Source organism: Aquabacterium sp. OR-4 (genome assembly GCF_025290835.2).
Classification (GTDB): domain Bacteria; phylum Pseudomonadota; class Gammaproteobacteria; order Burkholderiales; family Burkholderiaceae_C; genus Pseudaquabacterium.
In genome coordinates this window covers 138,570-164,770 of sequence record NZ_JAOCQD020000004.1, presented here as the reverse complement: position 1 = coordinate 164,770, position 26,201 = coordinate 138,570, and the positions used below count along the sequence as shown (strand labels likewise).

General features: G+C 72.0%; 25 protein-coding genes. 11 read left to right on the top strand and 14 right to left on the bottom strand.

The features are described 5' to 3' along the window. Window positions 1–52: 52 nt before the first annotated feature. Entirely contained in the window at window positions 53–403 is a 351-nt protein-coding gene (locus tag N4G63_RS26220) for a chaperone NapD (RefSeq protein ID WP_314600692.1), read from the bottom strand. A 550-nt stretch (window positions 404–953) separates the two neighbouring features. On the opposite strand from N4G63_RS26220, the gene N4G63_RS26215 reads away from it, so the two are divergent. From N4G63_RS26215 to N4G63_RS26190, 6 genes are all read left to right on the top strand, one after another. Beyond that, window positions 954–1,355, top strand: a complete 402-nt coding sequence (locus N4G63_RS26215) for a c-type cytochrome (protein WP_314600691.1) — start codon at window positions 954–956, stop codon at window positions 1,353–1,355. A 105-nt stretch (window positions 1,356–1,460) separates the two neighbouring features. Next, the gene (locus tag N4G63_RS26210) at window positions 1,461–2,918 is read left to right on the top strand and encodes a cbb3-type cytochrome c oxidase subunit I (RefSeq protein WP_314600690.1); all 1,458 of its coding nucleotides are present in this window, start codon (window positions 1,461–1,463) and stop codon (window positions 2,916–2,918) included. A 28-nt stretch (window positions 2,919–2,946) separates the two neighbouring features. Further along, entirely contained in the window at window positions 2,947–3,774 is an 828-nt protein-coding gene (locus N4G63_RS26205; RefSeq protein WP_314600689.1) for a CbbQ/NirQ/NorQ/GpvN family protein, read from the top strand. Between the two features lie 6 nt (window positions 3,775–3,780). Then, window positions 3,781–4,716, top strand: a complete 936-nt coding sequence (locus tag N4G63_RS26200) for a 4Fe-4S binding protein (protein WP_314600688.1) — start codon at window positions 3,781–3,783, stop codon at window positions 4,714–4,716. A 2-nt stretch (window positions 4,717–4,718) separates the two neighbouring features. Continuing rightward, window positions 4,719–6,629 carry a nitric oxide reductase activation protein NorD gene (locus N4G63_RS26195; RefSeq protein WP_314600687.1) on the top strand — a complete coding sequence of 637 codons (1,911 nt, stop codon included), beginning with the start codon at window positions 4,719–4,721 and terminating at the stop codon, window positions 6,627–6,629. A 168-nt stretch (window positions 6,630–6,797) separates the two neighbouring features. Further along, entirely contained in the window at window positions 6,798–7,499 is a 702-nt protein-coding gene (locus N4G63_RS26190; RefSeq protein ID WP_314600686.1) for a Crp/Fnr family transcriptional regulator, read from the top strand. A 13-nt stretch (window positions 7,500–7,512) separates the two neighbouring features. Here N4G63_RS26190 and mobA read toward each other — a convergent pair whose 3' ends face one another. The 13 genes from mobA to N4G63_RS26125 all read right to left on the bottom strand — a co-directional run bounded on the left by mobA (window position 7,513) and on the right by N4G63_RS26125 (window position 19,636). Beyond that, window positions 7,513–8,109, bottom strand: a complete 597-nt coding sequence (mobA, locus tag N4G63_RS26185; RefSeq protein WP_314600685.1) for a molybdenum cofactor guanylyltransferase MobA — start codon at window positions 8,107–8,109, stop codon at window positions 7,513–7,515. Between the two features lie 10 nt (window positions 8,110–8,119). Beyond that, entirely contained in the window at window positions 8,120–8,713 is a 594-nt protein-coding gene (locus N4G63_RS26180) for a TorD/DmsD family molecular chaperone (RefSeq protein WP_314600793.1), read from the bottom strand. A gap of 95 nt (window positions 8,714–8,808) precedes the next feature. Then, window positions 8,809–11,037: a 4Fe-4S binding protein gene (locus N4G63_RS26175; RefSeq protein ID WP_314600684.1), complete on the bottom strand. Its 2,229-nt coding sequence runs from the start codon at window positions 11,035–11,037 to the stop codon at window positions 8,809–8,811. Continuing rightward, window positions 10,943–11,455 (bottom strand): DUF3306 domain-containing protein, encoded by a 513-nt coding sequence (locus tag N4G63_RS26170; protein ID WP_443112115.1) that lies wholly within the window; start codon window positions 11,453–11,455, stop codon window positions 10,943–10,945. The genes N4G63_RS26175 and N4G63_RS26170 overlap by 95 nt, the downstream gene beginning before the upstream one ends. A 299-nt stretch (window positions 11,456–11,754) precedes the next feature. Then, on the bottom strand, window positions 11,755–12,291 hold the full coding sequence (locus N4G63_RS26165; RefSeq protein WP_260791050.1) for a DUF3305 domain-containing protein: 537 nt from the start codon (window positions 12,289–12,291) through the stop codon (window positions 11,755–11,757). A gap of 25 nt (window positions 12,292–12,316) precedes the next feature. Further along, window positions 12,317–13,228 (bottom strand): formate dehydrogenase accessory sulfurtransferase FdhD, encoded by a 912-nt coding sequence (locus N4G63_RS26160; RefSeq protein WP_260791053.1) that lies wholly within the window; start codon window positions 13,226–13,228, stop codon window positions 12,317–12,319. A gap of 38 nt (window positions 13,229–13,266) precedes the next feature. Next, window positions 13,267–13,659, bottom strand: a complete 393-nt coding sequence (locus N4G63_RS26155; RefSeq protein ID WP_260791055.1) for a hypothetical protein — start codon at window positions 13,657–13,659, stop codon at window positions 13,267–13,269. A 31-nt stretch (window positions 13,660–13,690) separates the two neighbouring features. Then, window positions 13,691–14,815 carry a formate dehydrogenase subunit gamma gene (locus tag N4G63_RS26150; protein WP_260791062.1) on the bottom strand — a complete coding sequence of 375 codons (1,125 nt, stop codon included), beginning with the start codon at window positions 14,813–14,815 and terminating at the stop codon, window positions 13,691–13,693. A 38-nt stretch (window positions 14,816–14,853) separates the two neighbouring features. Continuing rightward, window positions 14,854–15,093, bottom strand: a complete 240-nt coding sequence (locus N4G63_RS26145) for a hypothetical protein (protein WP_260791064.1) — start codon at window positions 15,091–15,093, stop codon at window positions 14,854–14,856. Next, the gene (fdh3B, locus tag N4G63_RS26140) at window positions 15,090–15,725 is read right to left on the bottom strand and encodes a formate dehydrogenase FDH3 subunit beta (protein ID WP_260791073.1); all 636 of its coding nucleotides are present in this window, start codon (window positions 15,723–15,725) and stop codon (window positions 15,090–15,092) included. Before fdh3B ends, N4G63_RS26145 begins: the two co-directional genes overlap by 4 nt. A gap of 9 nt (window positions 15,726–15,734) precedes the next feature. Then, window positions 15,735–18,707, bottom strand: a complete 2,973-nt coding sequence (locus N4G63_RS26135) for a formate dehydrogenase subunit alpha (RefSeq protein ID WP_314600683.1) — start codon at window positions 18,705–18,707, stop codon at window positions 15,735–15,737. A gap of 65 nt (window positions 18,708–18,772) precedes the next feature. Continuing rightward, a complete protein-coding gene (locus tag N4G63_RS26130; protein WP_260791075.1) occupies window positions 18,773–18,982 on the bottom strand; it encodes a formate dehydrogenase in 210 nt (69 codons plus the stop codon). A gap of 201 nt (window positions 18,983–19,183) precedes the next feature. After that, window positions 19,184–19,636: a histidine phosphatase family protein gene (locus N4G63_RS26125; protein ID WP_260791077.1), complete on the bottom strand. Its 453-nt coding sequence runs from the start codon at window positions 19,634–19,636 to the stop codon at window positions 19,184–19,186. A gap of 882 nt (window positions 19,637–20,518) precedes the next feature. Here N4G63_RS26125 and arsS point away from each other — a divergent pair. From arsS to N4G63_RS26100, 5 genes are read left to right on the top strand one after another with little or no spacing between them, the layout of a single operon-like run. Continuing rightward, complete coding sequence (arsS, locus tag N4G63_RS26120) at window positions 20,519–21,523, top strand: arsenosugar biosynthesis radical SAM (seleno)protein ArsS (protein ID WP_260791079.1); 1,005 nt, start codon at window positions 20,519–20,521, stop codon at window positions 21,521–21,523. Then, window positions 21,523–23,703 (top strand): dihydrolipoyl dehydrogenase family protein, encoded by a 2,181-nt coding sequence (locus N4G63_RS26115; protein WP_260791081.1) that lies wholly within the window; start codon window positions 21,523–21,525, stop codon window positions 23,701–23,703. The genes arsS and N4G63_RS26115 overlap by 1 nt, the downstream gene beginning before the upstream one ends. Next, window positions 23,700–24,422 (top strand): TIGR04283 family arsenosugar biosynthesis glycosyltransferase, encoded by a 723-nt coding sequence (locus N4G63_RS26110; protein WP_260791083.1) that lies wholly within the window; start codon window positions 23,700–23,702, stop codon window positions 24,420–24,422. The genes N4G63_RS26115 and N4G63_RS26110 overlap by 4 nt, the downstream gene beginning before the upstream one ends. Beyond that, entirely contained in the window at window positions 24,419–25,084 is a 666-nt protein-coding gene (locus N4G63_RS26105; protein ID WP_260791085.1) for a TIGR04282 family arsenosugar biosynthesis glycosyltransferase, read from the top strand. The genes N4G63_RS26110 and N4G63_RS26105 overlap by 4 nt, the downstream gene beginning before the upstream one ends. Next, window positions 25,081–26,196 (top strand): slr1591 family oxidoreductase, encoded by a 1,116-nt coding sequence (locus tag N4G63_RS26100; RefSeq protein WP_260791087.1) that lies wholly within the window; start codon window positions 25,081–25,083, stop codon window positions 26,194–26,196. Before N4G63_RS26105 ends, N4G63_RS26100 begins: the two co-directional genes overlap by 4 nt. Window positions 26,197–26,201 lie beyond the last annotated feature (5 nt).

Below are 26,201 nucleotides of genomic sequence, written 5' to 3'. Positions count from 1 at the left end.
TCGGAGTGGCCGCAATGCTGTGGGGCCAGTGGGGTCTTGTCCTTGAACTGGTTCAAGCACGTTCGGGGGTGGGCGGCGCCGGGTCGTCGGGCTTGTGCGCCCTCAAATCGGCCAGGCCGTTGCGCCAGTCGGCATAGCCCTGCACCGTGGTGGCCGCCTCGGGCAGGTCGGGGCCCGAGTACTCGTAGACCAGCGCAGTGCCGAGCACCTGCGGCCACAGCGCCACCTCGGCCATGGTGGCGGCCGCGGGCCGGCCCTGGCTGTCTTCGATCACCACCACCAGCCGGCCGTCGCCAGCCTCGGGCGGCAGGGCCAGATCAACGCCGGGCAGGGCGCGCAGCGCCTGCTCGGTGCTGTCGCGGTGCTCGGGGCGGATGCGCACGATGACGCCGAGGATGCTCATGCCTCAGGCCGTCTCGTTGCACAACAGGAAAACTGAGCGTTCGGTCGGTGTCATGTCTGCTTCGCGTTGTCGCGTTGCCGCGTTGTCGAGGTATGCGGCCGCACGCTGCTGCGGCCGTCCGGCCATGCGGCGGCGCAGGCCGCTGCGCCCGGGATGTGCTCCGGACGTGCTGCGGGCCGCCATCGCCAGCGTGGTGGGGTGAACGGGTCAGGGGCGGTGTCGCACGCGGTGCATGCGCAGCAAACCCCATGGGCGCCCCCGTTGCCTGCGCCGTTACAGGCTGGGGGCCGGATGCCACGCCCGGCAGCAGGCCAGGGTGTGAAGCATCGATGCCGCACTGTGCCCAAGGCGCGGCGTGGCCGACTTGATGCGGATCAACTGCGGCCTTGCAGGGCGCTGCGGGCCGGCAGCGCGCGGCCAATCTTGAACCGGTTCAAGGAACGAAGCCGGGCGCTTCACTAGGCTGTGCCCCTGTCACATTCAGCAGAGCAGGAGGCCGGCGATGGGCGCAGGCGCAACAGGGGGCGGTCGTGGTGGATTCACCAAGCAGATGGCCCGCAACATCTTCTACGGCGGCACGGCCTTCTTCGTGCTGCTGTTCATCGCGCTGGTGACCGACAGCGCGCGGCAGATTCCGCAGCGCTCGAACCAGGCGGCACTGACGCCGGCGGTCGAGCGCGGCAAGCTCATCTGGGAAACGCGCAACTGCATCGGCTGCCACACGCTGCTGGGCGAGGGCGCCTACTTCGCCCCCGAGCTGGGCAACGTGGTGCCGCGCCGCGGCGCCGAGTTCGTCAAGGCCTGGATGAAGGCGCAGCCCACCGGCGTGCCCGGCCGCCGGCAGATGCCGCAGTTCCACCTGAGCGAGCAGCAGCTCGAGGACCTGGTGCAGTTCCTCGACTGGAGCAGCAAGATCAACACCGAAAAGTGGCCGCCCAACATCGAAGGGTAAGGCCGGACGTGAGTCCGTCCCTGCGGACGGAGGAACGCCTGCCGCACCGCCCGGCCATGCAAGGGCCGGGCGTGGGTGGGCAGCTGAGCCACTAGGAGATTTGAGATGCAACCCGCAACCCTGAAATTCAAGTCGCAGGCCGTCGCGAAGTACTACTTCGTGGCCGCCCTGGCGCTGTTCGTCGGCCAGATCGTGTTCGGCATCAGCCTGGGCCTGCAGTACGTGGTCGGCGACTTCCTGTTCCCCTACATCCCGTTCAACCAGGCGCGGATGGTGCACACCAACCTGCTGATCGTGTGGCTGCTGTTCGGCTTCATGGGCAGCGCCTACTACCTGGTGCCGGAAGAAAGCGAGACCGAGCTGTGGAGCCCGAAGCTGGCCATCGCGCTGTTCTGGATCTTTCTGGTGGCCGGGGCGCTCACCATCGTCGGCTATCTGGTCGTGCCCTATGCCAAGCTGGCCGAGCTGACCGGCAACGAGCTGCTGCAGACCATGGGCCGCGAGTTTCTCGAGCAGCCGCTGCCCACCAAGCTGGGCATCGTGGTGGTGGCGCTGGGCTTCCTGCTCAACGTCGGCATGACGGTGCTCAAGGGCCGCAAGACCAGCATCACCCTGGTGCTGATGATGGGCCTGGCCGGGCTGGCCCTGCTGTTCCTGTTCTCGTTCTACAACCCCAGCAACCTGGTCCAGGACAAGATGGCCTGGTGGTGGGTGGTGCACCTGTGGGTCGAGGGCGTGTGGGAGCTGATCCTGGCCTCGCTGCTGGCCTTCGTGCTGGTCAAGACCACCGGCGTTGACCGCGAGGTGATCGACAAGTGGATGTACGTCATCGTCGCGATGGCGCTGATCACCGGCATCCTGGGCACCGGCCACCACTACTACTTCATCGGCCTGCCCGGCTACTGGACCTGGATCGGCAGCATCTTCTCGGCGCTCGAGCCGATCCCGTTCTTCATGATGACGGTGTTCGCCTTCAACATGGTGCAGCGCCGCCGCCGCGAGCATCCCAACCAGGCCGCCCTGCTGTGGGCCGTGGGCACCTCGGTGATGGGCTTTCTGGGCGCCGGGCTGTGGGGCTTCATCCACACGCTGAGCCCGGTCAACTACTACACCCACGGCACGCAGATCACCGCGGCCCACGGCCACCTGGCCTTCTACGGCGCCTACGTGCTGGTGGTCATCGCGATGATCAGCTACGCCATGCCGATGCTGCGCGGCCGCGAGGCGGCACCGCGGCGCGCCCAGAGTGTCGAGATGTGGAGCTTCTGGATCATGACCATCGGCATGGGCGTGATGGTGCTGGCGCTCACCGGCGCGGGCATCCTGCAGGTGTGGCTGCAGCGCCTGCCCACCAGCGGCGCGATGGGCTTCATGGCCACGCAGGACCAGCTGGTGTTCTTCTACTGGCTGCGCCTGGTGGGTGGCGTGGGCTTCCTGGTCGGCCTGATCACCTACCTGGCCAGCTTCTTCATCGGCGAGTCGGCCGACGAGCGTGCGGCGGCCGGCCGCAGCGGCGGTGCGGGCCTGATGACCAGCCCCGCCAGCCCGCTGCGCGGCCATTGATCCGGCGCCGGCCCGGCAGGAGACGGTGATGGACTTGTGCGATGCCCGCGTGCTGCAGCGCGGCCCCGGCGCGGCCGCCGACGGCCTGCCGTACTACGCGGCGCAGGCCGACGAATGCCGGCTGTTCGAGCATGCCGCGCGCTGCGGCCTGCCGCTGCTGATCAAGGGCCCCACCGGCTGCGGCAAGACCCGCTTTGTCGAGCACATGGCCGCGCGCCTGGGCCGGGCCCTGGTCACGGTGAGCTGCCACGACGACCTCAGCGCGGCCGACCTGGTGGGCCGCCACCTGATCGCCGGCGGCGACACCCGCTGGAGCGACGGCCCGCTGACCCGCGCGGTGCGCGAGGGCGCCATCTGCTACCTCGACGAGGTGGTCGAGGCGCGCAAGGACACCACCGTGGTGCTGCACCCGCTGGCCGACGACCGGCGCATGCTGCCGATCGAGCGCACCGGCGAGTGGGTGGCGGCGGCGCCGGGCTTCATGCTGGTGATCTCGTACAACCCCGGCTACCAGAACCTGCTGAAGGGCCTGAAGCCCAGCACGCGCCAGCGCTTCGTGGCGCTCGAGTTCGGCTACCCGGCCAGCGAGGTCGAGTGCGCCATCGTGGCCACCGAGGGCGGGGTGGACGCCACCACCGCGGCCCGGCTGGTGGCCCTGGCCCAGGCGCTGCGGCGCCTGACCGAGCACGACCTCGAAGAGACCGCCAGCACCCGCCTGCTGGTGATGGCCGCACGCCTGACGGCCAGCGGCCTGCCGCTGCAGCAGGCCTGCCGCGCGGCCATCGTGCAGGCGCTCTCGGACGATGCCGACACCGTGGCGGCGCTCGACGAGCTGGTGCGGGCCGTGCTGGGCTGAAGCGCCTTGCAGCGCCGCCGCCGCATCTTCCAGGGCGCGTTTTTCGCGCTGTTCCTGCTGGCGCCGGCACTCGACTGGCTGCGCTTCGATCTGCACGAGACCCAGCTGTGGGTGCTGGGTCAGCGCTGGTCGCTGGGCATCGAGGCCTTCCAGCAAGGCCGTGCCACGGCCAGCGAAACCGCGCTGGCCATGCTGTGGCGCGGCCTGCTGCCGGCGGTGCTGCTGGTGGCCGGCTTTCTGGCGGTGGCCTGGCGCCACGGCCGGCTGTACTGCGGCTGGCTGTGCCCGCACTTCGCCATGGTGGAGGCGCTGAACCACCTGCTGCACCGCGCCTGCGGCCGCTTCAGCCTGTGGGAGCGCCGCGGCCCGCCGGCGGCCCGGGCGCCGCAGCGGCGCTGGTGGCCCTTGTTCGCGCTGGCCTGCCTGCTGATGGGCTTTGTCTGGGCCATCACGCTGCTGAGCTATCTGCTGCCGCCGGCCGAGCTGTGGTCGGGCCTGCTGCAGGGCCGCATGAGCGCCAACCAGAGCCGCTTTCTGCTCATCGCCACCACGCTGTTCACGCTGGAGTTCGCGTTGGCGCGGCACCTGTTCTGCCGCTTCGGCTGCGCGGTCGGCCTGTTTCAAAGCCTGGCCTGGATGGCCAACCCGCGCGGCATGGTGGTGGCCTTCCGCCGCGAGGCGGCGCGCGACTGCCGCAGCTGCACGCCCGCGCCGGGGTCGGCCTGCGACCACGCCTGCCCGATGCGCCTGCATCCGCGCGACATCAAACGCATGATGTTCTCGTGCGTGCAGTGCGGGCGCTGCCTGGCCGCCTGCCAGACCAGCCAGGGCGCGCAGCAGCGCCCGGCCCTGCTGGGCTGGGCCGTGGGCGAGCGGGCCCTGCGCGAAACCCTGCGCCAGCGCGGGCCCGCACTGGCCCGACCGCTCGAGCGGCGCGACTGAGCATGGAAGAGTGGATCGGCGCCCTGTGGCACCGCGCGATCACGCGGGCCGCCGAGCCACGGCATGCCGCGGCCGTGGTCACGCTGGCCGAGATGCGGCCGCTGCTCGGCCTGCTGCTGCGCGCCGGCGGCGGCGCGGCGGCGGCGCGCCTGGTGCCGGCCGGCAACACCGCGGTGGCCGGGGCGGCCGGCGCGCGCCACTGGCTGCAGCGCCTGGCCCATGCCGGCACGCGGGCGCCGCTGCCGCAGTGGTCGGCCGAGGTGCTGGCGCTGCCGCCCGAGCTGGCGGTGTTTGACAGCCGGGCGCTCAACCGCGACCTGTATGTCTGGCTGGCGGCCGTGGCGGCGGTGTACCAGCCGGGTGCGGCGGGCAGCTGGATCGGCGACAACCAGCTGGCGACGCAGCGTGCGCTGCAGGTGTTTCCCGGTCTGGCCGGGCGCCATGGCCGCCTGGTGGCGGCGCAGCTGGCGCAGCGGCCCGATGCGCGCGGCGCACCGGCCGAGGCCCGGGTGCAGGCCGCCCTGCGCGCGCAGGCGCTGGCGGCCCCGGTCGACCTGACCGACCTGACCCACCTGGCCGACCCGGCCGTGGCCGATGTGCTGCCGGCCCAGGTGGCGCCGGTGTGGCTGTGGTGGCATGCCAGCGGCACGCCCGAGGCCGGGGCCGCCGCCGCGCCGCCCGGCGAGCCGTCTGCGGCCACGCCGGCGCCCACCCCGGCCCAGCACGACGCCACCCGGCGCCGCGCCCGCCGGGTGGACGACGAACGCCGCCGCGCGGCGCTGATCCTGCCCTTCCGGGCCGAGGCCCTGCTGAGCTGGTCGGAGCTGGTGCGCGTGGACCGCGCCACCGACGACGACGAGAACCCCGATGCGCTGGCCGCCGCCGCCGATCTGGATCATCTGAGCCTGGCCCGCGACGGCCGCAGCAGCGCCTCGCGGGTGAAGTTCGACCTCGACCTGCCCAGCGCCGCCGCCGACGACCTGCCGCTGGGCGACGGCCTGGCGCTGCCGGAGTGGGACTTCAGGCGCCGCGTGCTGCGCGCCGGCCATTGCCGCGCGCAGTGGTTCACCGTCGGCGCCGATGCCGCACCCGGCCCGGCGCCCGGCCCGGCCCTGCAGCTGGCCGCCACCCGGGCGCGCCGCCAGCTCGAGGCCCTGCGGGCGGCCCCGGCCTGGCAGCGCGCCCAGCGCGACGGCGACGAGCTGGATCTGGACGCCTGGGTGCGCCACGCCGCCGGCGCCGCGCCGCGGGCCGCAGCCGGCGGGCCGGCCGATGCCGCACCGCCGGTGCACGCGCAGCGCCGCCGCCAGGCGCGCAGCCTGGCCACGCTGCTGCTGGCCGACCTGAGCCTGTCGACCGATGCCTACGTGCCGGGCGTGGACGAGCAGGGCCGGGCGCAGCGGGTGATCGACGTGGTGCGCGACGCGCTGCAGGTCTTTGGCGAAGCGCTGTCGGCCACCGGCGATGCCTTCGAGATGTTCGGCTTCAGCTCGGTGCGGCGCCAGCAGGTGCGGCTGCAGCACCTCAAGCACTTCGACGAGCGCTGGGACAGCGCGGCCCGCCAGCGCGTGGCCGCCATCCGCCCCGGCTACTACACCCGCATGGGCGCGGCCATCCGCGTGGCCACGCAGCGCCTGGCACGGCGCCCCGAGCGCCAGCGCCTGCTGCTGCTGCTGACCGATGGCAAGCCCAACGACCTGGACCTTTACGAGGGCCGCTACGGCCTCGAAGACACCCGCCATGCGGTGCAGGCCGCGCGCGCCGCCGGCCTGCTGCCCTTTGCCGTGACCATCGACGACCGCGCGCACGACTACCTGCCCTACCTGTTTGGCCGGCAGGGCTGGCTGCTGGTGCGCCGGCCGGCCGAGCTGGTCAGGCGCCTGCCGATGCTGCAGGCCCAGCTGATGCGCTGAACGGACCAGGCCGCCGGCGCGGCGCTGTCACACCGGCCCCCGGGCTCGGTGCCGGGGCCGCGCCGGCCCGCCCGGACTTGACCAAACGCAAGACCATGCCGGGCGCGTGTGCGAAGAATCCGCCCCCTCAAGCCCGCTGTCAGGGCTTGTTGTCGGGAGACACAGACCATGGAAGCCCGCTCGTTCGATGTACCGCGCTACCTGTCGGTGCTGCCCCTTTTCAACGACATGCGCCCGCATGAGCTGGAGCACCTGGCCCAGGGCTGCACGCTGCGCCGCATGGCGCGTGGCGACTCGGTGTTTCGCGTGGGCGACCCCTGCGAGGCCTTCCATGTCACCGTGGTCGGCCAGGTCAAGCTCTTTGCCATCTCGCCGGCCGGCCAGGAGAAGGTGATCGAGCTGATCGGCCCCGGCCAGAGCTTTGCCGAGGCGCTGATGTTCACCGACCGCCCCTGCTTCGTGAACGCCCAGGTGCTGACCGACACGCTGCTGCTCACCGTCGACAAGCGCGCCGTGCTGGGCGAGATCGACCGCGACCCGCGCTTTGCGCTGCGCATGCTGGCGGGCATGTCACGCCGCCTGCACGGCCTGGTGAGCGACGTGCAGGCCTATGCGCTGCACAGCGGCATGCAGCGCGTGATCGGCTACCTGCTGCGCGAGCAGCCCGACGATGACGACGGCGCCAGCAGCGCCCAGGTCACGGTGTCGCTGCCGGCCAGCAAGGCCACCATCGCCTCGCGCCTGTCGATCACGCCGGAGTACTTCTCGCGCGTGCTGCACGAGCTCGAGGCCGAAGGCCTGATCGAGATCGACAAGCGCGACATCCGCATTCCCGATCCACGCGCGCTGGCCGGCTTTCAGCCCGCCTAGCTGCGGCGGCCGCTCAAGCGCCCTGCACGCGCTGCAGCTCGTCCAGCGTGTTGGCGTTGACGAAGGCCCCGGCGTCGTCAAACAGCACCTCCACGCAGCGGTGCTGGGCGGTCCAGCGGTCGATCCGGCGCTGACCGCCCTGGATGAAGCGCACCAGGCTTTCCATCAGCTCGGCCTTCATCAGGCAGAACACCGGCTGCACCTGCACGCGGCCGTCTTCGGGCGTGGCCACCATCGCGATCTCGGCATCGGCCGCGCTCAGGGCCATCGCCAGGCGGGCCACCAGATCGGTGGGAAAGCGCGGCGAGTCGCAGGGCACGGTCACCAGATAGGGCGTCTCGCACTGCTCCAGCCCGGCCATGAAGCCCGCCAGCGGGCCGGGATGGTCGGGCAGGGGGTCGGGCCACACCGGCACGCCCATGGCCTCGTAGGCGCCCAGGTTGCGGTTGGCATTGAGCATCAGGGCGCCCACCTGCGGGCCCAGGCGCAGCACGGCATTCAGGGCCAGCGGCAGGCCGTTGTAGTTTTGCAGGCCCTTGTCGACGCCGCCCATGCGGCTGCCGCGGCCGCCGGCCAGCACCAGGCCGGTGATGTGTTCGGTGGGGATCATGGCCGGACGCTCACTCGATCATGTCGAAGGCCTGCGCCTCGACCTCGACGAAGGCGCGGGTCAGCGCCGCCAGCTCGCGCATGAGGCGCGCGCGCGGGTGCTGCGCCACGGCCTCGCACAAGGCCTCCACCCAGGTCTGCACATGGCTGCGGAAGAAGCGGCGCTGCTGCTCGAGGTTGCACACCGCCACGTCGTCGCCGGCGATCAGCCAGCGCATCACCTCGAACACGAAGGCGATGTGGTCCTCGGTCTCGCTGCGCTGCTCGTCGCGGCCCAGGCCCAGCAGGGCCAAGTCGGCGCGCAGCGCGGCCAGCGGCTTCTCGTTGAGAAAACCGGCCAGGTGGTAGGAGCCGTAGACGAAGATCTCGGGCTTGCCCACGCCGCCAAACAGCGCCTCGTACTCGGCCGCCGCGGCGTCGGCCGTGGTGGCGCGCATGGCGGCCACCAGGGCCTGCCACGGTGCCTCGAGGTGGCCACCGGGCTCGGGCGCCTCGGTCACGGCCACCTTGAACTGGGTCAGCAGCTCGGCATCGGGCGGCGCGAACCACAGCCGCGACAACAGGCCGTACAGCTCGGCCCGGGCCAGCTCGTCGTGGTCGTCCATGCTGGCAAAGCCCAGCGCACGGATGCCGGCGCCGCCGTCTGCGGGGCTGTTGCCGGCGCTGTCTGAAACGCCTTGCGGCTGGCGCTGGGGGGCGCTCATAGGTCGGTGATCCTGGTTTCGTTGGGGTTGCTGTACATGTCGACCACGCGGCAGTCCTGGCACATCTTCAGGCGCTGCAGCGCCGCGCCCTGGAAGGCGCTGTGGCCGGCCAGCTTGGCCACCATGTTTTCCACGGCCTTCAGGGTGCCGAAGGGCTTGCCGCAGCTCACGCAGGCATAGGGCGGCACCTCATGCAGCACCCGCGTGGCCTTGCGCGCGCGGCCCTCGTCGGCCAGCCACAGCCGCGGCTGCAGGGTGATGGCCTGCTCGGGGCAGGTGCTGGCGCACAGGCCGCACTGCACGCAGTTTTTCTCGATGAAGCGCAGCTGCGGCCGCTCGGGGTTGTCGGCCAGGGCGCTGGACGGGCAGGCGCCAACGCAGGACAGGCACAGCGTGCAGCGCTCGGTGTCCACCCGCAGGCTGCCCAGGGCCGCGCCGGCGGCGGGCAGCGCAATGGCCTCGGGCGGCGCCGTGGGGGCCATCACGCGCAGGTGATCGAGCGCCAGCTCCAGCGTGCCGCGCTTGTCGGCCTGGGCGGCCATGCTGGCGGCCTGGCGCACGGTGGCCGCCGGTGCGCAGCGCAGGGCGGCGTCCAGCGCCGGCAGGTCGCGGGCATCGCGCGCCTCGATCAGGCGCAGGTGGCCGTCGCCGTAGCCCAGGCCGGCCAGCAGCGCCTGGCCTTGCGCCATCTGCTCGGCCAGCGCCTGGCGGTACTCGGGCGCCTCTTCGGCGGTGAGCAGCACCATCACCTGCGAGGCACCCTGGGCGATGGCCATCAGCCACAGCTCGAGGCCCACGCTGGCGGTGTGCCACAGCGGCACCGGGATCACGCGGGCCGGCAGGCCGTGCAGGCTCTTGTCGAGCCGCGCGGCGCGGCCCAGTTCGTCGATCAGGCGCAGGCCCGCGCCTTCACTGTGCAGCAGCAGCGCGGCATGGCGCCCGCCGGCCGCGGCATAGGTGCCCAGCAGGGTGCGCAGACGCTGGCCCTGGTGGGCCGGGCCCGGGTAGGCAAAGCGCATCGCGCCGCTGGGGCACACGGTGCTGCAGGCGCCGCAGCCCACGCACAGCGCCGGCTCGACGATCACGCCGCCGGTGGGGCCGCCACCCGGGCCCACCGGCGTGGCGGCCGGCAGCGGCATGCGGCCGCCGGTCTTGCCCTTGAGCAGCGCGTCGCTGCGGATGGCGCGGGTGGAGCACACATCGATGCAGGCGCTGCAGCCGGTCTGCTGGTTGCGGCTGTGCGCGCACAGGCGCTTGTCGTAGTGGAAGAACTTGGGCTTGTCGAACTCGCCCACCAGCTCGCGCAGCGCCAGCAGGGCCTCGAACAGCCGGCGCTCATGGTCGGCCCCCGGTGCCACATGGAAATAGCCCTGCGGCGGCTGGTGCTGGCCAAAGGCCGGCGCGGCGCGCAGGTCGAGGATCAGGTCGAAGCGCTCGTCGCCGGCCAGCGGTGCGCGGGCAAAGTCGATGGCGCCGGCGGTGTCGCACACGCGCACGCAGTCGCGGTGGCCCGTGCAGGCGGCCAGGTCGATCTGGTAGTCGAGCCCGATCGCGCCCTCGGGGCAGGCCTCGACGCAGGCGTTGCAGCGCGTGCACAGGTCGAGGTCGATCGGGTTGTGGTTCTCCCACGCCACGTCGAAGGCGCCCAGCCAGCCGGTCAGCCGGGTGATGCGGCCGCTGTGCACCGCGTGGTCGCGGCGCTGGGCCAGCGCGCTGCCGGTGCCGTCGAGCAGCAGGCTCACGTCCAGCTTGTCGGCCAGGCGCACGGCGGCGGCCTCGGCGGCTTCGGCGGTGCCGATCACCAGGCAGCGCCCGCCTGAGCGGTAGGTGTGGGTGGCCACCGGCTCGGCCGGCGGCAGCTGGGCGGCGGCAATCAGCGCGGCGATCTTGGGCGTGGCCTGGGCCCCTTCGCGTGACCAGCCGGCCGTCTCGCGCAGGTTGACAAAGCGAATCGGCTGCTCGGCCACCGGGCGCGCGCCCTCGGTCAGGTCGTTCAGCTCGACGAACAGGCGCTGCTCCTGGGTGCAGGCCACCAGCAGCTCGTCGCCGCTGGCGGCGGCCTGCTTGGCAGCGCGCTGGAAGGCCGGCGCCTCGCGCCGGCACAGGCCGGTGTGCAGGCTGTCCAGGCCCTCAGTGCTGGTGCCCGGGCGCCGGCTCAGCGCCTGCTGCAGCGCCGTCGGGTCCAGCGGCAGGGTGTGGTTGCAATCGCAGATCAGCGTCTTCATGGGGCAGGGCGGCAGGGGCGTGGGCAGGGACGGGATCGGCGGAAAGGTCGTGCGCGTCGTTCGGGGCTGGTGGGTCGTGCGGGTCGAGCGGGGTTGGCGTGGCCGACGTGACCGACGTGACCGACGTGGGGGCCAGGCTCGCCGCGCCCGGCGGCCCGGGCTGGGCAGGCGTGGCGCCGTCCTTCTCGTCTTCGTCGTCGAACAGGCCGAGGAAGCGACTTTGCACCATCTGCCGCAGCATGGCGGCCGGCAGCGGATCGGGCTTGCCGTAATCGTCGATGTAGATGTCCAGCCCGTCCATCACGTTGAAGTGCGGATCGCTGAACAGCTTCTTCAGCGCCGCGTTCTTGACCTCGGGCTGCACGCCACGCGCGACAAAGCGCGAATAGTCGCCGGCATCGGCCGGCAGGCGGGCCACGTCGTCCAGCGTGGGCGGTGGCGGCGCGGCAGGCGGCGCAACGGGCTGAGCGCATCGGCCGTGGCCTGCACGGCTGGCGCGGGCACCGATGCGGGCACCTGCGTGGGCACCCGCGCGGGCACCGGTGCGGGCACCGCCGCGGCGGGGGGCTCGGGCAGCGGCTGGCCCTGGCGGGCCAGCAGCTTGCGCTGCGACCAGCGCGACGGGAAGGGGGCGTCGTCGGCCATCGGGGCGGGCGGCGGGGGCGGTGGGCGCTAAGGGGCGGGCGGTGGGCTGGCCGGGCGGCGGATGCGGCCGGCTCAGCGCCGCTCGGGCGCGCGGAACGAGGCCGGGCGCTTGCGCTGCTTGGGTTCGGGCCGGTAGTGCTGGTCGGCATAGGCCTGCAGCCAGTCGCGCACCGCGGCGGGCAGCGGCAGGTTGTCCACCCGCTCCTGGGCGTCCAGCCAGCGGCCGGCCTCGTTGTACGACACGCTCACCGCCTCGGGCCAGGCGCGCGAGGGGTCGGCCTCGTCGCAGCGCCACATCACGAACCACACCGGATTGCCGCTGCTGAGGTTGAGGTAGTAGCCCTCGCCCTCGTCGGCGTACAGCGCCAGGTCGAGGCCCAGGTGCAGAAACTGCGCCGTCTTGCCGTCGTCACGCAGCAGGCGCGCACGGTCTGGCCGGGCACCCAGGCTGCCGTCGGCGCCGGCATGGCTGGCGGTGTTGACACCGTCGAACTGGCCTTCGTCGAGCAGCACCTCGGCGATGCGGTGGCGCCAGTCTTCCCAGCGGTTGGGCTGGTGCTCGCGCTCGATCAGCACCGCCACCCGCAGGCTCGGCCGGCTCGGGTTCATCGCGGGCTCCGGGCGGGCCGGCGGCTCAACCGGCCACCACGCGCACGGCCGGCGGCTGGGCCGGCGGCAGCGGCTCGGCATCGAAGCGCTCGAAGCCGGTGTAGCACAGGAAGTGGCGGTTGGCGGCGCGGCCGAACAGCGTCATGCCCAGGCGCGTGGCCAGCTCGTGGCCCATCTGGGTGACGCCATTGCGCGAGACGACGATGGGCACGCCCATCTGCGCGGCCTTCATCACCATCTCGCTGGTCAGGCGGCCGGTGGTGTAGAACTGCTTGTCGGCGCCGCCCACACCGTGCAGCGCCATCCAGCCGGCGATGGTGTCGATGGCGTTGTGGCGGCCCACGTCCTCGACGAACATCAGCATCTGGCCGCCCTGGAACAAGGCGCAGCCGTGCACCGAGCCGGCCCGCCGGTGCAGGCTGTCTTGCTGGCGCACCACCTCGAGCAGGGTGCGCAGGCCGGTCTGGCTGATGCGCGCGCTGCGGGCGTCGGGCAGGTGCACCGATTCAACATGCGACAGCACGTCGCCAAACACCGTGCCCTGGCCGCAGCCGGTGGTGACCACCCGCTGCGAGGTGCGCGACGCGATCTCGGCCACGCCGCCGTGCGTGGTGACCGCCGCGGCGCCAACCTCCCAGTCGACCTGGATCGAGGCGATCTCGTCCAGCCGCTGCACCAGGCGCTGGTTGAACAGGTAGCCCAGCACCAGCAGCTCGGGCTGGGCGCCCAGCGTCATCAGCGTGACCAGCTCGCGCTTGTCGACATAGACGGTCAGCGGCCGTTCGAACGGGATCAGGATGCGCCGGCGCTCGCCGTACTCGTCCACGATCTCGATCTCGCGCAGCGGTTCGACCCGCGCGCACGACAGAACCGGTGCGGCGGCGGCCACGGCAGGGCCGGCAGGCGGTTCGGCGTTGGCCAGGGCTTCGGGCAGCATGCGCATCGGTGCTTGGCAAGCGGGGGTGCGGGCGCGGCTTACTTCTTGGCCGGTGCGGCGGCCGTGGTGGCAGCCGCGGTGGTGGCTGCCACCGCGGCAGGCGCGGCCGGTGCGGCCGCCACCGGGCCCGAGGCCGGCGCCGGCGGCGTGTAGACGAAGGGGCCGGGGTCGGCGCAGGCCGGCGTCTCGGTGGCCGCCGAGGCGGCCTTGCCGGCCTTCTTGGCGCCATCGCGGTAGGCGCCGGCCACGCGGTCCATGCTCTTGCACAGCTGGAACTCGGCCAGCTTGTTGCCGTGCGCGGTCTTGGCCGCGGTTTCGGCGGCCTTGGCCTTGGCCTCGTCGCTCAGCGGCGGCAGCTTGGCCAAGGCGGTGGTGGCCAGCAGGGTGATGCCGCTCAGGGTCAGGGCGCCCAGGGTCGGGATGCGCTTCATCGGTCGGTCCTCGAATCGTTGGCCGGCGGCGTCAGGCGCGCGCCACCGGGCCGGCCACACCGCCCGGGGCGGGCTGTCCAGAGCGTTGGGCGGGGATCTTGCCGGCCTTGACGTCGTCGTACCACAGCTCGTGGTGTTCCTTGGCCCAGCCTTCGTCCACCCAGCCGGTCTTCATGGCGCCCAGCGCGCCCTTCACGCCGATGGTGCCCATGTAGATGTGGCCCACCAGCGCGGTCATCATGATCATTGCCGCCACGGCGTGAACCATGTGGGCGATCTGCATCTCGCCACGCAGCTCGCCGAAGCCCGGCACCAGCTTGTCGAGCACCAGGCCCGAGGCCACGATCACGATGCCGGGCACCGTGACGCCCCACCAGAACATGCCCTTCTCGCCGGCGTTGAAACGGTGCGAGGGCACCTCGCCGCTGCCGCCCAGCATGCCGCCGGCGCGCTTGAGCCAGACGAAGTCGGCCGCGTTGGCGATGTTGTCCTTGATGAAGGTGACGATGACGATCAGCAGCGACACCGCGAACAGCGGGCCGACGAAGTTGTGCAGGTTCTTCAGCAGGAAGCTCAGCCAGCCGAACAGCGTGCTGCCGATGACGGGCAGCAGGAAGAACTTGCCGAAGGCCATCACGATGCCCGAGACCGCCAGCGCCACGAAGGCCCCGGCATTGGCCCAGTGCGCGGCGCGCTCGAACGGCGTGAAACGCTCGATCTTGCGGCCGGTGTCGGCCTGGTGGCCGCCCAGCGGGCCCTTGGTCTTGTAGAAGATGGCCAGTGCCAGCACCGCGATCAGCAGCAGCGAGCCGCCATAGGGAATGATCCACTGGTTGCGCACCTGGCGCCAGGCTTCGCCGGCGTTGGTCAGGCGCGAGCCCGGGTACTGCACGAAGCTCTGGATCAGCGTGCCCTTCTCGGCGCCCGGCAGGCTGGTGTAGCCCTCCTGCTGGCCTGATTCGCGCACGGCGCGCCAGAACGGCGCGTTGTTGCCCGGCTGGCTCTTGGCGCGCTGGGCGTTGGTGTCCTCGGGCTTGGGTTCGGGGGCGGCCACGGCCGCCGGGGCCGAGGCCGCCGCGCCTGCCGCGGCCGGCTGTGCGCCGGCCGTGCCGGCCAGGGCCAGCACCAGGCCGAGACCCAGCGTCGCTTGACGCATCCAACCATGTCGCATGGAGGCTCCTTGCAGCGGCGCGGTCAGCGCGCAGTCTGGGTGCGGTTGTATTCGTTCTGCGCCTGGCCGCGCACGCGCAGCTGGGTTTCCCAGGCAGCAGCGTCTCCGGCCTTGAAGCCCGCGGCCACATAGGCCGCGTTGGCGTTGTCCCAGGGCTTGTCGTCGGCCTTGCGGCTGGTGGCGGTCTGCGGCTTCTCGCTGCAGGCCGACAGCGCGACGGCAGCGGCCAGGGCGCCCAGCAGGGCGATGGGCGAACGCATCATGACTTGGAGGTCTCCGGCTTGGCAGGGGCGGGCGTGGCGCCGCTGCTGGGCTTGCCGTAGGCCGTGCCCCAGCCCCAGACCTCGCTGCCCTTGTTGCGGGTGAGCACACGGGTGCGGAAGATGTCGGCCACCACATCGCCGTCGCCGCCCAGCAGGGCCTTGGTGCTGCACATCTCGGCGCAGGCCGGCAGCTTGCCTTCGGCCAGGCGGTTGCGGCCGTACTTCTCGAACTCGGCCTCGCTGCCATTGGCCTCGGGGCCGCCGGCGCAGAAGGTGCACTTGTCCATCTTGCCGCGCAGGCCGAAGCTGCCGTTGCTGGGGAACTGCGGCGCCCCGAACGGGCAGGCGTAGCTGCAGTAGCCGCAGCCGATGCACACGTCCTTGTCGTGCAGCACCACGCCTTCGTCGGTGCGGTAGAAGCAGTCGACCGGGCAGACTGCCATGCAGGGCGCATCGGAGCAGTGCATGCAGGCCACCGAGATGCTCTTTTCGCCGGGCTGGCCGTCGTTGAGCGTGACCACGCGGCGGCGGTTCACGCCCCAGGGCACGTCGTGCTCGGCCTTGCAGGCGGTGACGCAGCCGTTGCACTCGATGCAACGCTCGCTGTCGCAGATGAACTTCATGCGGGCCATGGGTGCTCCTTATGCCGTCGCTTTTTCGATCTGGCAGACCGTGGTCTTGGTCTCTTGCATCATCGTCACGCTGTCGTAGCCGTAGGTGGTGGCCACGTTGACCGACTCGCCGCGCACCACCGGCATGGCGCCTTCGGGGTAGTACGGCGCCAGATCCACGCCGCCCCAGCGCCCCGAGAAGTGGAAGGGCAGGAAGACGGTGTCGGGGCCCACGCGCTCGGTGACCAGGGCCTTGACCTTGATGCCCTTGAAGTCGGGCACGGCCTGCATCGGCGGGGTCTTGACCCACACGTACTCGCCGTTGCGGATGCCGCGGTCATTGGCCGCCTTGGGGTTGAGCTCGACGAACATGTCCTGCTGCAGCTCGGCCAGCCAGGGGTTGGAACGCGTCTCTTCGCCACCGCCCTCGAACTCGACCAGGCGGCCCGAGGTCATCACCAGCGGATACTGCTGGCCGATGTCCCGGTTTTTCTGCTGCACGGTCTTGTAGAGCGTGGGCAGGCGCCAGAAGGCCTTGCGGTCGTCGTGCGTGGGGTACTTGTCGACCAGGTCGGCGCGGTTGCTGTACAGCGGCTCGCGGTGCTGCGGAATCGGGTCGGGGAAGTTCCAGACCACGGCGCGGGCCTTGGCATTGCCGAAGGGGTGGCAGCCGTGGTTCTTCATAGCCACCTTGATGATGGCGCCCGACGGGTCGGTCTTCCAGTTCTTGCCTTCGGCGGTCTTCTTCTCGTCGTCGGACAGCTCGTCCCACCAGCCCAGCTTCTTGAGCAGCAGGTGATCGAACTCGGGGTAGCCCATGGTCAGGTCGGCGCCGGCCGAGTGCGAGCCTTCACCGGCCAGCAGCGAGACGCCGTCGCGCTCGACACCGAAGTTGGCGCGGAAGTTGCCGCCGCCATCCATCACGTGCTTGCTGGTGTCATAGAGATTGGGCGAGCCGGGGTGCTTGAGCTCGGGCGTGCCGTAGCAGGGCCAGGGCAGGCCGAAGAAGTCGCCATCGAGCTTGTAGCCGGTCTCCTTGTCGATGCCGCCCTTGGCGCGCAGCGTCTTGACGTCGAAGACGTTCATGTTGCGCATGTGAGCCTTCAGGCGCTCGGGGCTCTGGCCCGTGTAGCCGATGGTCCACACGCACTTGTTGATCTCGCGCAGGATGGACTCGGTCTCGGGCTCGTCCATGCCGCCCTTGCCCTTGACCATCTTGTAGTTCTTGACCAGCTCCTTGTCGAAGCCCAGCTTCTGCGCCAGCTGGTACATGATCATGTGGTCGGTGCGGCTGTCCCACAGCGGCTCGATGACCTTCTCGCGCCACTGGATGCTGCGGTTGGAGGCGGTGCAGGAGCCCGTGGTCTCGAACTGCGTGGTGGCCGGCAGCAGGTACACCGCGCGCTTGGCGTTGGCGCCCTGGCTGGGCATCGCGGCCATGGCCGCGGTGGCGCTGGGGAAGGGATCGACGACGACCAGCAGGTCGAGCATGTCCATGGCCTTCTTCATCTCCAGACCCCGGGTCTGCGAGTTGGGCGCATGGCCCCAGAAGAACATGCCGCGGATGTTGCTTTCCTGGTCGATCAGCTCGTTCTTCTCCATCACGCCGTCGATCCAGCGCGACACCGTGATGCCCGACTTGGCCATCATGCCCGGCGCGTACTGCTTCTTGATCCACTCGAAGTCGACGCCCCAGGCCTTGGCGAAGTGCTTGAACGAGCCTTCGGCCAGGCCGTAGTAGCCGGGCAGCGAGTCAGGGTTGGGGCCGACGTCGGTGGCGCCCTGCACGTTGTCGTGGCCACGGAAGATGTTGGCGCCACCGCCGCTCTTGCCGATGTTGCCCAGCGCCAGCTGCAGGATGCACGAGGCGCGCACCATGGCGTTGCCGATGGTGTGCTGGGTCTGGCCCATGCACCAGACGATGGTGCTGGGGCGGTTCTCGGCCATGGTCTTGGCCACCTGCAGGCAGGTGGCTTCATCGACGCCGGTCACTTCCAGCACCTTCTCGGGGGTCCACTTGGCCAGCACGTCCTCGCGCACCTTGTCCAGGCCGTAGACACGGTCCTCGACGTACTGCTTGTCTTCCCAGCCGTTCTTGAACACGTGGTACAGCACGCCGAACAGGAACGCGATGTCGGTGCCCGAGCGCAGCCGCACGAACTGGTCGGCCTTGGCCGCCGTGCGCGTGAAGCGCGGGTCGACCACGATCATCTTGCAGCCGGTTTCCTTGGCATGCAGCACATGCAGCATGCTCACCGGGTGCGCCTCGGCGGCGTTGGAGCCGATGTAGAGCGCCGCCTTGGCGTTCTGCATGTCGTTGTAGGAGTTGGTCATGGCGCCATACCCCCATGTATTGGCCACGCCGGCCACGGTGGTGGAGTGGCAGATGCGCGCCTGGTGGTCGCAGTTGTTGCTGCCCCACAGGGTCATCCACTTGCGCAGCAGGTAGGCCTGCTCGTTGTTGTGCTTGGACGAGCCCACCACGTACACGCTGTCGGGGCCGCTTTCCTTGCGCAGCGCCAGCATCTTCTGGCTGATCTCGTTGAGCGCCTCGTCCCAGCTGATCTTCTTGTACTTGCCGTCAACCAGCTTCATCGGGCTCTTGAGCCGGTACTCGCCATGGCCGTTCTCGCGCACCGCCGCGCCCTTGGCGCAGTGCGCGCCCAGGTTGATGGGGCTGTCGAACACCGGCTCCTGGCGCACCCAGACGCCGTTCTCGACCACCGCGTCAATGGCGCAGCCCACCGAGCAGTGGCCGCACACGGTGCGCTTGACCTCGACCTTCTTGCCGCCGTCGGCAGCGGCCTTGGCATCGGCGGCCTGCACCTTCTTGACCAGCGTGAGTTGGCTGGCGGCGATGCCGGCACCCACGCCCATGCCCGAGCGGCGCAGGAACGCGCGGCGGTCCATCGTGGGCACGGCGCGGGCAACGCCGCGTGCAAGGCTGTTGACGAGGCCCGAGGCATTCGGGCTCGTTGACGTGGAGCGGCGGGTCAGCAACATGGCTTCTCCAGATGACGTGGCAGGACCGCGCGGACTGCGCGGCCGTCAGGGCAGATGGGGTGGCGTCAGACCTTGGCGGTCTGGTAGTAACGCTTGACGTGATCAGTGAGCTGGTAGCCGCCGCCGGCCTCGGGCGCCGGCTTGGCCGCCTCGGCCACCACCTCGGCCGGTTCGCTGCGCGAGACCAGCGCGGCCACCCCGGCCAATGCACTGGCGGCCCCTGCGCCGGCAAAGACGCGGCGGCGGGACAACGGTGCGTGCTTCGAATCGCTCATGGCAGGTACTCCTGGAGGACGGTCGATATGCGTGGGCAAGCATACCTCGCCGCATTAGCGCATCCCGTGTCCAGCGGAGGCAATCAGTGCGGCCCCGCATCTTGTTGCGACAGCCTGTCGCGCCGGCCTGGCAGTCTGACGCGGCGGGCCGTTGTGGGCGCCGTGGCCCGGTGCCGGCGCCGCTGGTTTTGGCGGCCGCCCTCAGGGTGGCGCGATGCGCCCGGCCACCTGCCAGGCCCCGCCCTGCCAGCGCAGCTGCACGCCTTCGCCCGAGGCCGGATGGATGCCGGTGAGCGCGGTGATGTTGACCTGGTGCGTCACCACCACCAGCAGGCCCGGCGCGCTGCGGCCGCTGTGCCAGCGCCGCAGCAGCGCCTGGGCCGCGGCGGTTTGCGCCTCGCGCCGGGCGGGTTCGTCGAAGAAGGACGCAAAGGCCGGCTGATCTTGCACTGGCTGACCGGCAAAGGCCAGCGCCGCCGTCTCGCGCGTGCGGCACCACGGCGAGGCCCACAGCGCCGCAATGCGCAGGCCGCGCGCGCAGCGCCTCGCCGATGCGGCGCGCCTGCTGGCGGCCGCTGTCGTCCAGATTGCGCTGGGTGCTGCAGTCGCCCAGCCGCCAACCCGGCGGATCACCACCGCCCGGCGCGATGGCATGGCGGTAGAGCAGCACGTCGCCGTCCATCAGCGCCGGCGTGGGGCCGGGCGGTGGCGCGCCAGTCTGTGCCTGGGCCTGTGCCTGTGCCTGCGCGGGCCCGGTCGCGGCCATCAGGCTGCCGCCAATGATCAGGCCGGCCAGCCCGCCGGCGAGTGTCCGGGCCCCGATCCAGGCCCAGGCCTGGGGCTGGTGCCCGTGCATGCGGTGCCAGCGCGCGCATTGCCCGTGCATCTGTTGCGCCTGAATGTGCTGCCCTTGCATGTGTTGCCGCCGCATGGTGGGAATGTCGGTGTGCCCGGGCCACCGGGCCAGGGCCGGGTTGTAGCGCGACCGCGCCGCCACTGCACCGCCCAGGGGCATCGGCCTGGCGGGGCAGGCGGTGGCCGGCCACGGGGCGCAACCTGCCGCTGGTGCGCCAAGGGCCTCGGCGCAAGGCATGGCATCTGTCCGCAACTAGACATAAGCTTGTGAAATCGCGGAAACGAATCGCTTGAGCTTGAGCTTGAGCTTGGGCATGGGCATGGGCATGGGCATGGGCATGGGCATGGGCCGGCCCCGACCGGTGGCCGGGGCCAACGGCCACGAAGGTGAGGGCACCGCAGCTGCTGCAACTGCCGCGACTGCTGCAACTGCCGCGACTGCCGCAACCGGCGTGGCTGCCGTGGCCGCTGCCGCTGCTTCAACCGCCGAGGCCGCGGTCACGCCAGGCGACGGCCCGCCGGCGCGGGTGGTGTCGGGTCTGCGCGGCCATCCAGGTCTGGCACGATGGCAGGCCCTTGCGCTCATGCCGCCGGCCCAGGCCCACCGCACCACGCCCACCACCCGCCACCCGCCACCCGCCACCCGCCACGCCAACCGCCACGCCAACCGCCCACTGCCCCATGCACGCCACCCTGCCCCTGCTTGCCTCCACCGACTTTCCGGCGCTGCGCCGCCAGGCGCTCGACACGCTGCAGGTCAACCTGGGCTACCGCTGCAACCAGAGCTGCCTGCACTGCCATGTGGCGGCCAGCCCGCAGCGCACCGAGATGATGGACGGCGACACCGTGGCGCTGGTGCTCGAGGTGCTGCGCGTGCGCGGCGTCGGCACGCTCGACCTGACCGGCGGCGCGCCCGAGCTGAACCCGCACTTCCGCCGCCTGGTGCGCGGTGCGCGTGCCCTGGGCGTGCGGGTGATCGACCGCTGCAACCTCACCATCCTGAGCGAGCCGGGGCAGCAGGATCTGGCGGCCTTTCTGGCCGACATGGAGGCCGAGGTCACGGCCTCGCTGCCGTGCTACTCAGCGGCCAATGTCGACCGCCAGCGCGGCGACGGTGTGTTCGATCGCAGCATTGCCGGCCTGCGCCAGCTCAATGCGCTGGGCTATGGCGACGGCGTGAGCGGCCGCGTGTTGAACCTGGTCTACAACCCGCAGGGGCCATCGCTGCCGCCGCCGCAAGGCCCGCTCGAGGCCGACTACAAGCGCGAGCTGCTGCAGCATTTCGGCATCCGCTTCGACCACCTGTTTGCGCTGACCAACATGCCGATCCAGCGCTTTGGCAGCACCCTGGTCAGCCAGGGCCGCTTTGCAGACTACATGGCCCTGCTGCGCGGCAGCTACCGCGCCGACAACCTGGGCACCGTGATGTGCCGCAGCCTGCTCAGCGTTGATTGGCAGGGTGATCTGTACGACTGCGACTTCAACCAGATGCTGGGCCTGCCCGCCAGCCTGGGGGCGCAGGCCCGGCCGCAGCTGCGCGACCTGCTGCAGCACGATGCGCTGGGCAGCGACATCCGCGTGGCCGAGCACTGCTACGGCTGCACGGCCGGGCAGGGCAGCAGCTGCGGCGGTGCGCTCGAAGCCGGCGCCGCGGCACTGCAGGCTGCGCCCGCCGGGGCGGCCTGATGGCGGCTGCGCGGCGGCCGGCGCGCGCCTGGCTGTGGGCGGCGCTGGGCGTGCTGGCGTTGCTGCTGCTGTGGGCCTGGCAGCACCACGGGCTGGGCGCGCTGCTCACGCTCGATCAGCTCAAGGCCAGCCGCCACCTGCTGCAGGCGCGGGTGCAGGCGCAGCCGCTGCTCAGCGCGGCCGCCTTCTTTGCGCTGTACGTGGCGGCCACGGCGTTGTCGATCCCGGGGGCGGTGATCCTCACGCTGGCCGCCGGCGCGATGTTCGGCCTGGGCTGGGGCCTGCTGATCGTGAGCTTTGCGTCCAGCCTGGGGGCGCTGCTGGCGATGCTGGTGGCGCGCCACCTGCTGCGCGACGCGGTGCAGGCGCGCTTCGGCCAGGCGCTGGCGCCCATCCAGGACGGCGTGCGCCGGGACGGCAGCGCCTACCTGCTGACGCTGCGCCTGGTGCCGCTGTTTCCGTTCTGGCTGATCAACCTGCTGATGGGCCTGACGCCGATGGCTGCCGGGCGCTTCTATGTCATCAGCCAGCTTGGCATGCTGCCCGGCACCGCGGTGTACGTGAACGCCGGCACGCAGCTGGCGACGCTGGGCGCCGCGGGCGACATCGTCTCGCCGGCGCTGCTGGGCAGCCTGCTGCTGCTGGGCCTGTTTCCGCTGCTGGCCCGGGCTGGCGTGGCCTGGCTGCACAGGCGCCGGCTGTATGCCGCCTGGCCACGGCCGCGGCGCTTTGATCGCAACCTGGTGGTCATCGGTGCCGGGGCCGGCGGCCTGGTCACGGCCTACATCGCCGCCGCGGTGAAGGCCCGGGTCACGCTGGTGGAAGGCCAGCGCATGGGCGGCGACTGCCTGAACACCGGCTGCGTGCCGAGCAAGACCCTGATCCGCTCGGCGCGGCTGGCGCAGCAGCTGCGCCGGGCTGGCGAGTTCGGGCTGGTGGGCGCCAGCGCCCAGGTCGACTTTGCCGCGGTGATGCAGCGCGTGCAGCGCGTCATCGGCCAGATCGCGCCGCACGACTCGGTGGCGCGCTACACCGGCCTGGGCGTCGAGGTGCTGCAGGGCCGGGCGCACATCACGAGCCCCTGGCAGGTTGCGGTGACGCTGGCCGACGGCACGCAGCGCACGCTGAGCACGCGCAACATCGTCATCGCCACCGGGGCCAGCCCGCGCCTGCCGCCGCTGCCGGGCCTGGCCGAGGCCGGCTGCCTGACCAGCGACACGGTGTGGGGCCTGCGCAGCCTGCCGCGCCGGCTGCTGGTGCTGGGCGGCGGGCCCATCGGCTGCGAACTGGCGCAGAGCTTTGCGCGCCTGGGCAGCCAGGTCACGCTGCTGGAAGCCGCGCCGCGCATCCTGGCGCGCGAGGACGCCGAGGTCTCCGACCTGGTTGCCGCCGCGCTGCGCGCCGATGGCGTGCACCTGCTCACCGGCCACCAGGCCCTGCGCGTGCAGGGCGCGGCCGGTGCGCGGCAGCTGGTGGCCCGCCCTGGCGAGACCGGCGCCGAGCGGGTGATCGCCTACGACGAGCTGCTGTGCGCGGTGGGGCGCAGCCCGCGGGTCAACGGCTTCGGCCTGGAGGCGCTGGGCATCGCGCTCACCGCGCAGCAGGCCATCGCCACCAATGACTGGCTGCAGACCCGCTTTCCCAACATCTATGCCGTGGGCGACGTGGCCAGTGCCGAGCAGTTCACCCATGCCGCGGCCCATCAGGCCTGGTACGCGGCCGTGAACGCGCTGTTCGGCCGCTTCAAGCGCTTTCGGGTCGATCAGCGGGTGATTCCGCGCGCCACCTTCACCGACCCCGAGGTGGCCCGCGTGGGCCTCAACGAGAGCCAGGCGCAGGATCGCGGCATCGCCGTCGAGGTCACGCGCTATGCGCTCGACGACCTCGACCGCGCCATCGTCGACGGCAGCACCCAGGGCTTCGTGAAGGTGCTCACCGTGCCGGGCAGCGACCGCATCCTGGGCGTCACCATCGTTGGCGAGCACGCCAGCGAGCTGCTGGCCGAGTACGTGCTGGCCATGCAGCACCGCCTGGGCCTGAACAAGCTGCTCGGCACCGTGCACACCTACCCGACGCTGGGCGAGGCCAACCGGCACGTGGCCGGCGAATGGCGGCGCGCGCACGCGCCGCAGCGCCTGCTGCGCTGGCTGGCCCGGCTGCATGCCTGGGAGCGGCGATGACCCAGGCCGGGAGCGCGCATGACGCCGGGCGGGCCGCCGGCATGAGCCCCGCGCTGACGATCGTGATGCCGGCGCTCGACGAGGCGGCGGGCATCACCGCCACGCTGCAGGCGCTGGCACCGCTGCGCGCGCGCGGCGTCGAACTGCTGCTGGTGGATGGCGGCAGCCGCGACGGCACGCCCGGGCTCGCCGCGCCCTGGGTGGACGCCGTGATCGCCTCGCCACGCGGCCGCGCGCTGCAGATGAACGCCGGCGCAGCGCAGGCGCGCGGCGGCAGCCTGCTGTTTCTGCATGCCGACACGCGCCTGCCGCCGCGGGCCGATGCGCTGGTGCTGCAGGCGCTGGCCGCCGGGGCCTGCTGGGGCCGCTTCGATGTGCACATCGACGGCCGCGCGCGCCTGCTGCGGGTGGTGGCGGCGATGATGAACCTGCGCTCGCGGCTCAGCGGCATCGCCACCGGCGACCAGGCGATCTTCGTCACGCGGGCGGCCTTCGACCAGGTGGGCGGCTTTGCGGCCCAGCCGCTGATGGAGGACATCGAGCTGTCGCGCCGGCTCCGGCGCCTGGGCCGCCCGGCCTGCCTGCGCGCGCAGGTGCACACCTCGGGCCGGCGCTGGGAGCAGCGCGGCGTCTGGCGCACCATCGTGCTGATGTGGTGGCTGCGCTGGCGCTACTGGCGCGGCGAGTCGCCGGCCCGCCTGGCCGAGGCCTACCGGTGAGCACCACCGTGATCGTGTTTGCCAAGGCCCCCGTGCCCGGCCTGGCCAAGACCCGCCTGGCGCCGGCGCTGGGCCTGGATGGCGCCGCGGCGCTGGCCGAACGCATGCTGCGCCATGCCCTGGCCCAGGCCGGCGCGGCCGCGCTGGGCCCGGTGGAGCTGTGTGCCGCGCCCGATGCCAGCCACGCCGCGCTGCGCCAGGCTGCCGCGGCCTGCGGGGCCAGCCTGGCCGAGCAGGGGCCGGGCGACCTGGGCCAGCGCATGCACCGGGCCTTTGCCCGCCACCTGCCGCAGGCCGGGCGCGTGCTGCTGATCGGCACCGACGCGCCGGCGCTCGACGCGGCCATGCTGCGCCAGGCCGCGGCGGCGCTGCACAGCCAGGCGCTGGTGTTCGTGCCCGCGCTCGATGGCGGTTATGCGCTGGTGGGCCAGCGCGAGGCCGATGCGCGCTGGTTTGACGGCATGCGCTGGAGCCATGACCAGGTGATGGCCCACACCCGCGCCCGCCTGCGTGCCGCCGGCGTGGCCTGGGCCGAGCTGGCGCCGGTGGCCGACATCGACGCGCCGGCCGATCTGGCCCATCTGCCGCCGGGATGGCACCCGCCCGGCGTTGCTGCCGGGCCGGCGCCACACCCGCACGGCGCAGCCGGGCCGGCCCGATGAAGCGCCTGGTGCTGGTGGGTGCCGGCCACGCCCATGCGCTGGCCTTGCGCGCCTGGGCGCAGGCACCGCTGCCCGACACCGAGCTGCTGCTGGTCTCGCCCGAGCCGCTGGCGCCCTACTCGGGCATGGTGCCGGGCTGGCTGGCCGGCCACTACCGCTTTGCGCAGATCGCGATCGATTTCGAGCCGCTGGCCCGTGCCGCCGGGGCCCGCTGGTGGCCGGGCGAGCTGCAGGCGCTGGACCCGGCGCAGCGCCAGCTGCGGCTGGCCGACGGCACGCTGCTGGCCTACGACCTGCTGTCGCTGAACATCGGCTCGACGCTGCGTCCGCCGCCGGCCCGGCATGCCGCGCTGCTGCCACTGCGCCCGCTGGGCCTGCTGCGCCAGCGCTACGAGGCGCTGCTGGCGCGCTGGTGCCAGGGCGCCGCCGGTGACCGCGCCTTCGTCGTCCATGCCGTGGGTGGTGGGGCGGCCGGTGTCGAGTCGCTGCTGGCGGTGCTGCACCGGCTGCGCCAGCTGCGGCCCGACCGCGCGCTGCGCTCGGCGCTGCTGACCCGCAGCCCGGTGCTGCTGCCGGGCCTGGCGCCGGCCGCGCAGCGGGCCGCGCAGCGTGCGCTGGCCCGGGCCGGTGTCACGCTGCAGACCGGCAGCGGCTGGAGCGAGGCGCTGGACGATCACAGCGACCTGCTGCTGTGGGCCACCGGTGCCGAGGCCCACGACTGGCCGCGCGACCCCGGCCGCCGTGGCGCGCTGGCGGTGGATGCGGCGGGCTTCGTGTGCATCGACGCGCAGCTGCGCTCGCTGTCGCATCCGCAGGTGTTTGCGGTGGGCGACTGCGCCAGCTGGCCGGGCCAGGCCCTGCCCAAGGCCGGGGTGCATGCGGTGCGCATGGGCCCGGTGCTGGCGCACAACCTGCGCATGGCGCTGGCCGGCCGCAGCGACGCGCTGCGCACGCACCGGCCGCAGCAGCAAAGTCTGGCCCTGCTGGCCACCGGCGATGGCCGCGCCATCGCCGCGCGCGGGCCGCTGGGTGCCGCCGGCGCCTGGGCCTGGCACTGGAAGGATCACATCGACCGCGGATTCATCGCCCGGTTTCAGGGCGACACGCCGTGAGTGCC

What these genes read in the sequence shown, in the direction of transcription:
- N4G63_RS26220 (WP_314600692.1), bottom strand. Translation starts at nt 403, where the DNA reads ATGAGCATCCTCGGCGTCATCGTGCGCATCCGCCCCGAGCACCGCGAC.
- N4G63_RS26215 (WP_314600691.1), top strand. Translation starts at nt 954, where the DNA reads ATGGCCCGCAACATCTTCTACGGCGGCACGGCCTTCTTCGTGCTGCTG.
- N4G63_RS26210 (WP_314600690.1), top strand. Translation starts at nt 1,461, where the DNA reads ATGCAACCCGCAACCCTGAAATTCAAGTCGCAGGCCGTCGCGAAGTAC.
- N4G63_RS26205 (WP_314600689.1), top strand. Translation starts at nt 2,947, where the DNA reads ATGGACTTGTGCGATGCCCGCGTGCTGCAGCGCGGCCCCGGCGCGGCC.
- N4G63_RS26195 (WP_314600687.1), top strand. Translation starts at nt 4,719, where the DNA reads ATGGAAGAGTGGATCGGCGCCCTGTGGCACCGCGCGATCACGCGGGCC.
- N4G63_RS26190 (WP_314600686.1), top strand. Translation starts at nt 6,798, where the DNA reads ATGGAAGCCCGCTCGTTCGATGTACCGCGCTACCTGTCGGTGCTGCCC.
- mobA (WP_314600685.1), bottom strand. Translation starts at nt 8,109, where the DNA reads ATGATCCCCACCGAACACATCACCGGCCTGGTGCTGGCCGGCGGCCGC.
- N4G63_RS26180 (WP_314600793.1), bottom strand. Translation starts at nt 8,713, where the DNA reads ATGGACGACCACGACGAGCTGGCCCGGGCCGAGCTGTACGGCCTGTTG.
- N4G63_RS26175 (WP_314600684.1), bottom strand. Translation starts at nt 11,037, where the DNA reads ATGAAGACGCTGATCTGCGATTGCAACCACACCCTGCCGCTGGACCCG.
- N4G63_RS26165 (WP_260791050.1), bottom strand. Translation starts at nt 12,291, where the DNA reads ATGAACCCGAGCCGGCCGAGCCTGCGGGTGGCGGTGCTGATCGAGCGC.
- N4G63_RS26160 (WP_260791053.1), bottom strand. Translation starts at nt 13,228, where the DNA reads ATGCTGCCCGAAGCCCTGGCCAACGCCGAACCGCCTGCCGGCCCTGCC.
- N4G63_RS26155 (WP_260791055.1), bottom strand. Translation starts at nt 13,659, where the DNA reads ATGAAGCGCATCCCGACCCTGGGCGCCCTGACCCTGAGCGGCATCACC.
- N4G63_RS26150 (WP_260791062.1), bottom strand. Translation starts at nt 14,815, where the DNA reads ATGCGTCAAGCGACGCTGGGTCTCGGCCTGGTGCTGGCCCTGGCCGGC.
- N4G63_RS26145 (WP_260791064.1), bottom strand. Translation starts at nt 15,093, where the DNA reads ATGATGCGTTCGCCCATCGCCCTGCTGGGCGCCCTGGCCGCTGCCGTC.
- fdh3B (WP_260791073.1), bottom strand. Translation starts at nt 15,725, where the DNA reads ATGGCCCGCATGAAGTTCATCTGCGACAGCGAGCGTTGCATCGAGTGC.
- N4G63_RS26135 (WP_314600683.1), bottom strand. Translation starts at nt 18,707, where the DNA reads ATGTTGCTGACCCGCCGCTCCACGTCAACGAGCCCGAATGCCTCGGGC.
- N4G63_RS26130 (WP_260791075.1), bottom strand. Translation starts at nt 18,982, where the DNA reads ATGAGCGATTCGAAGCACGCACCGTTGTCCCGCCGCCGCGTCTTTGCC.
- N4G63_RS26125 (WP_260791077.1), bottom strand. Translation starts at nt 19,636, where the DNA reads ATGCCATCGCGCCGGGCGGTGGTGATCCGCCGGGTTGGCGGCTGGGCG.
- arsS (WP_260791079.1), top strand. Translation starts at nt 20,519, where the DNA reads ATGCACGCCACCCTGCCCCTGCTTGCCTCCACCGACTTTCCGGCGCTG.
- N4G63_RS26115 (WP_260791081.1), top strand. Translation starts at nt 21,523, where the DNA reads ATGGCGGCTGCGCGGCGGCCGGCGCGCGCCTGGCTGTGGGCGGCGCTG.
- N4G63_RS26110 (WP_260791083.1), top strand. Translation starts at nt 23,700, where the DNA reads ATGACCCAGGCCGGGAGCGCGCATGACGCCGGGCGGGCCGCCGGCATG.
- N4G63_RS26100 (WP_260791087.1), top strand. Translation starts at nt 25,081, where the DNA reads ATGAAGCGCCTGGTGCTGGTGGGTGCCGGCCACGCCCATGCGCTGGCC.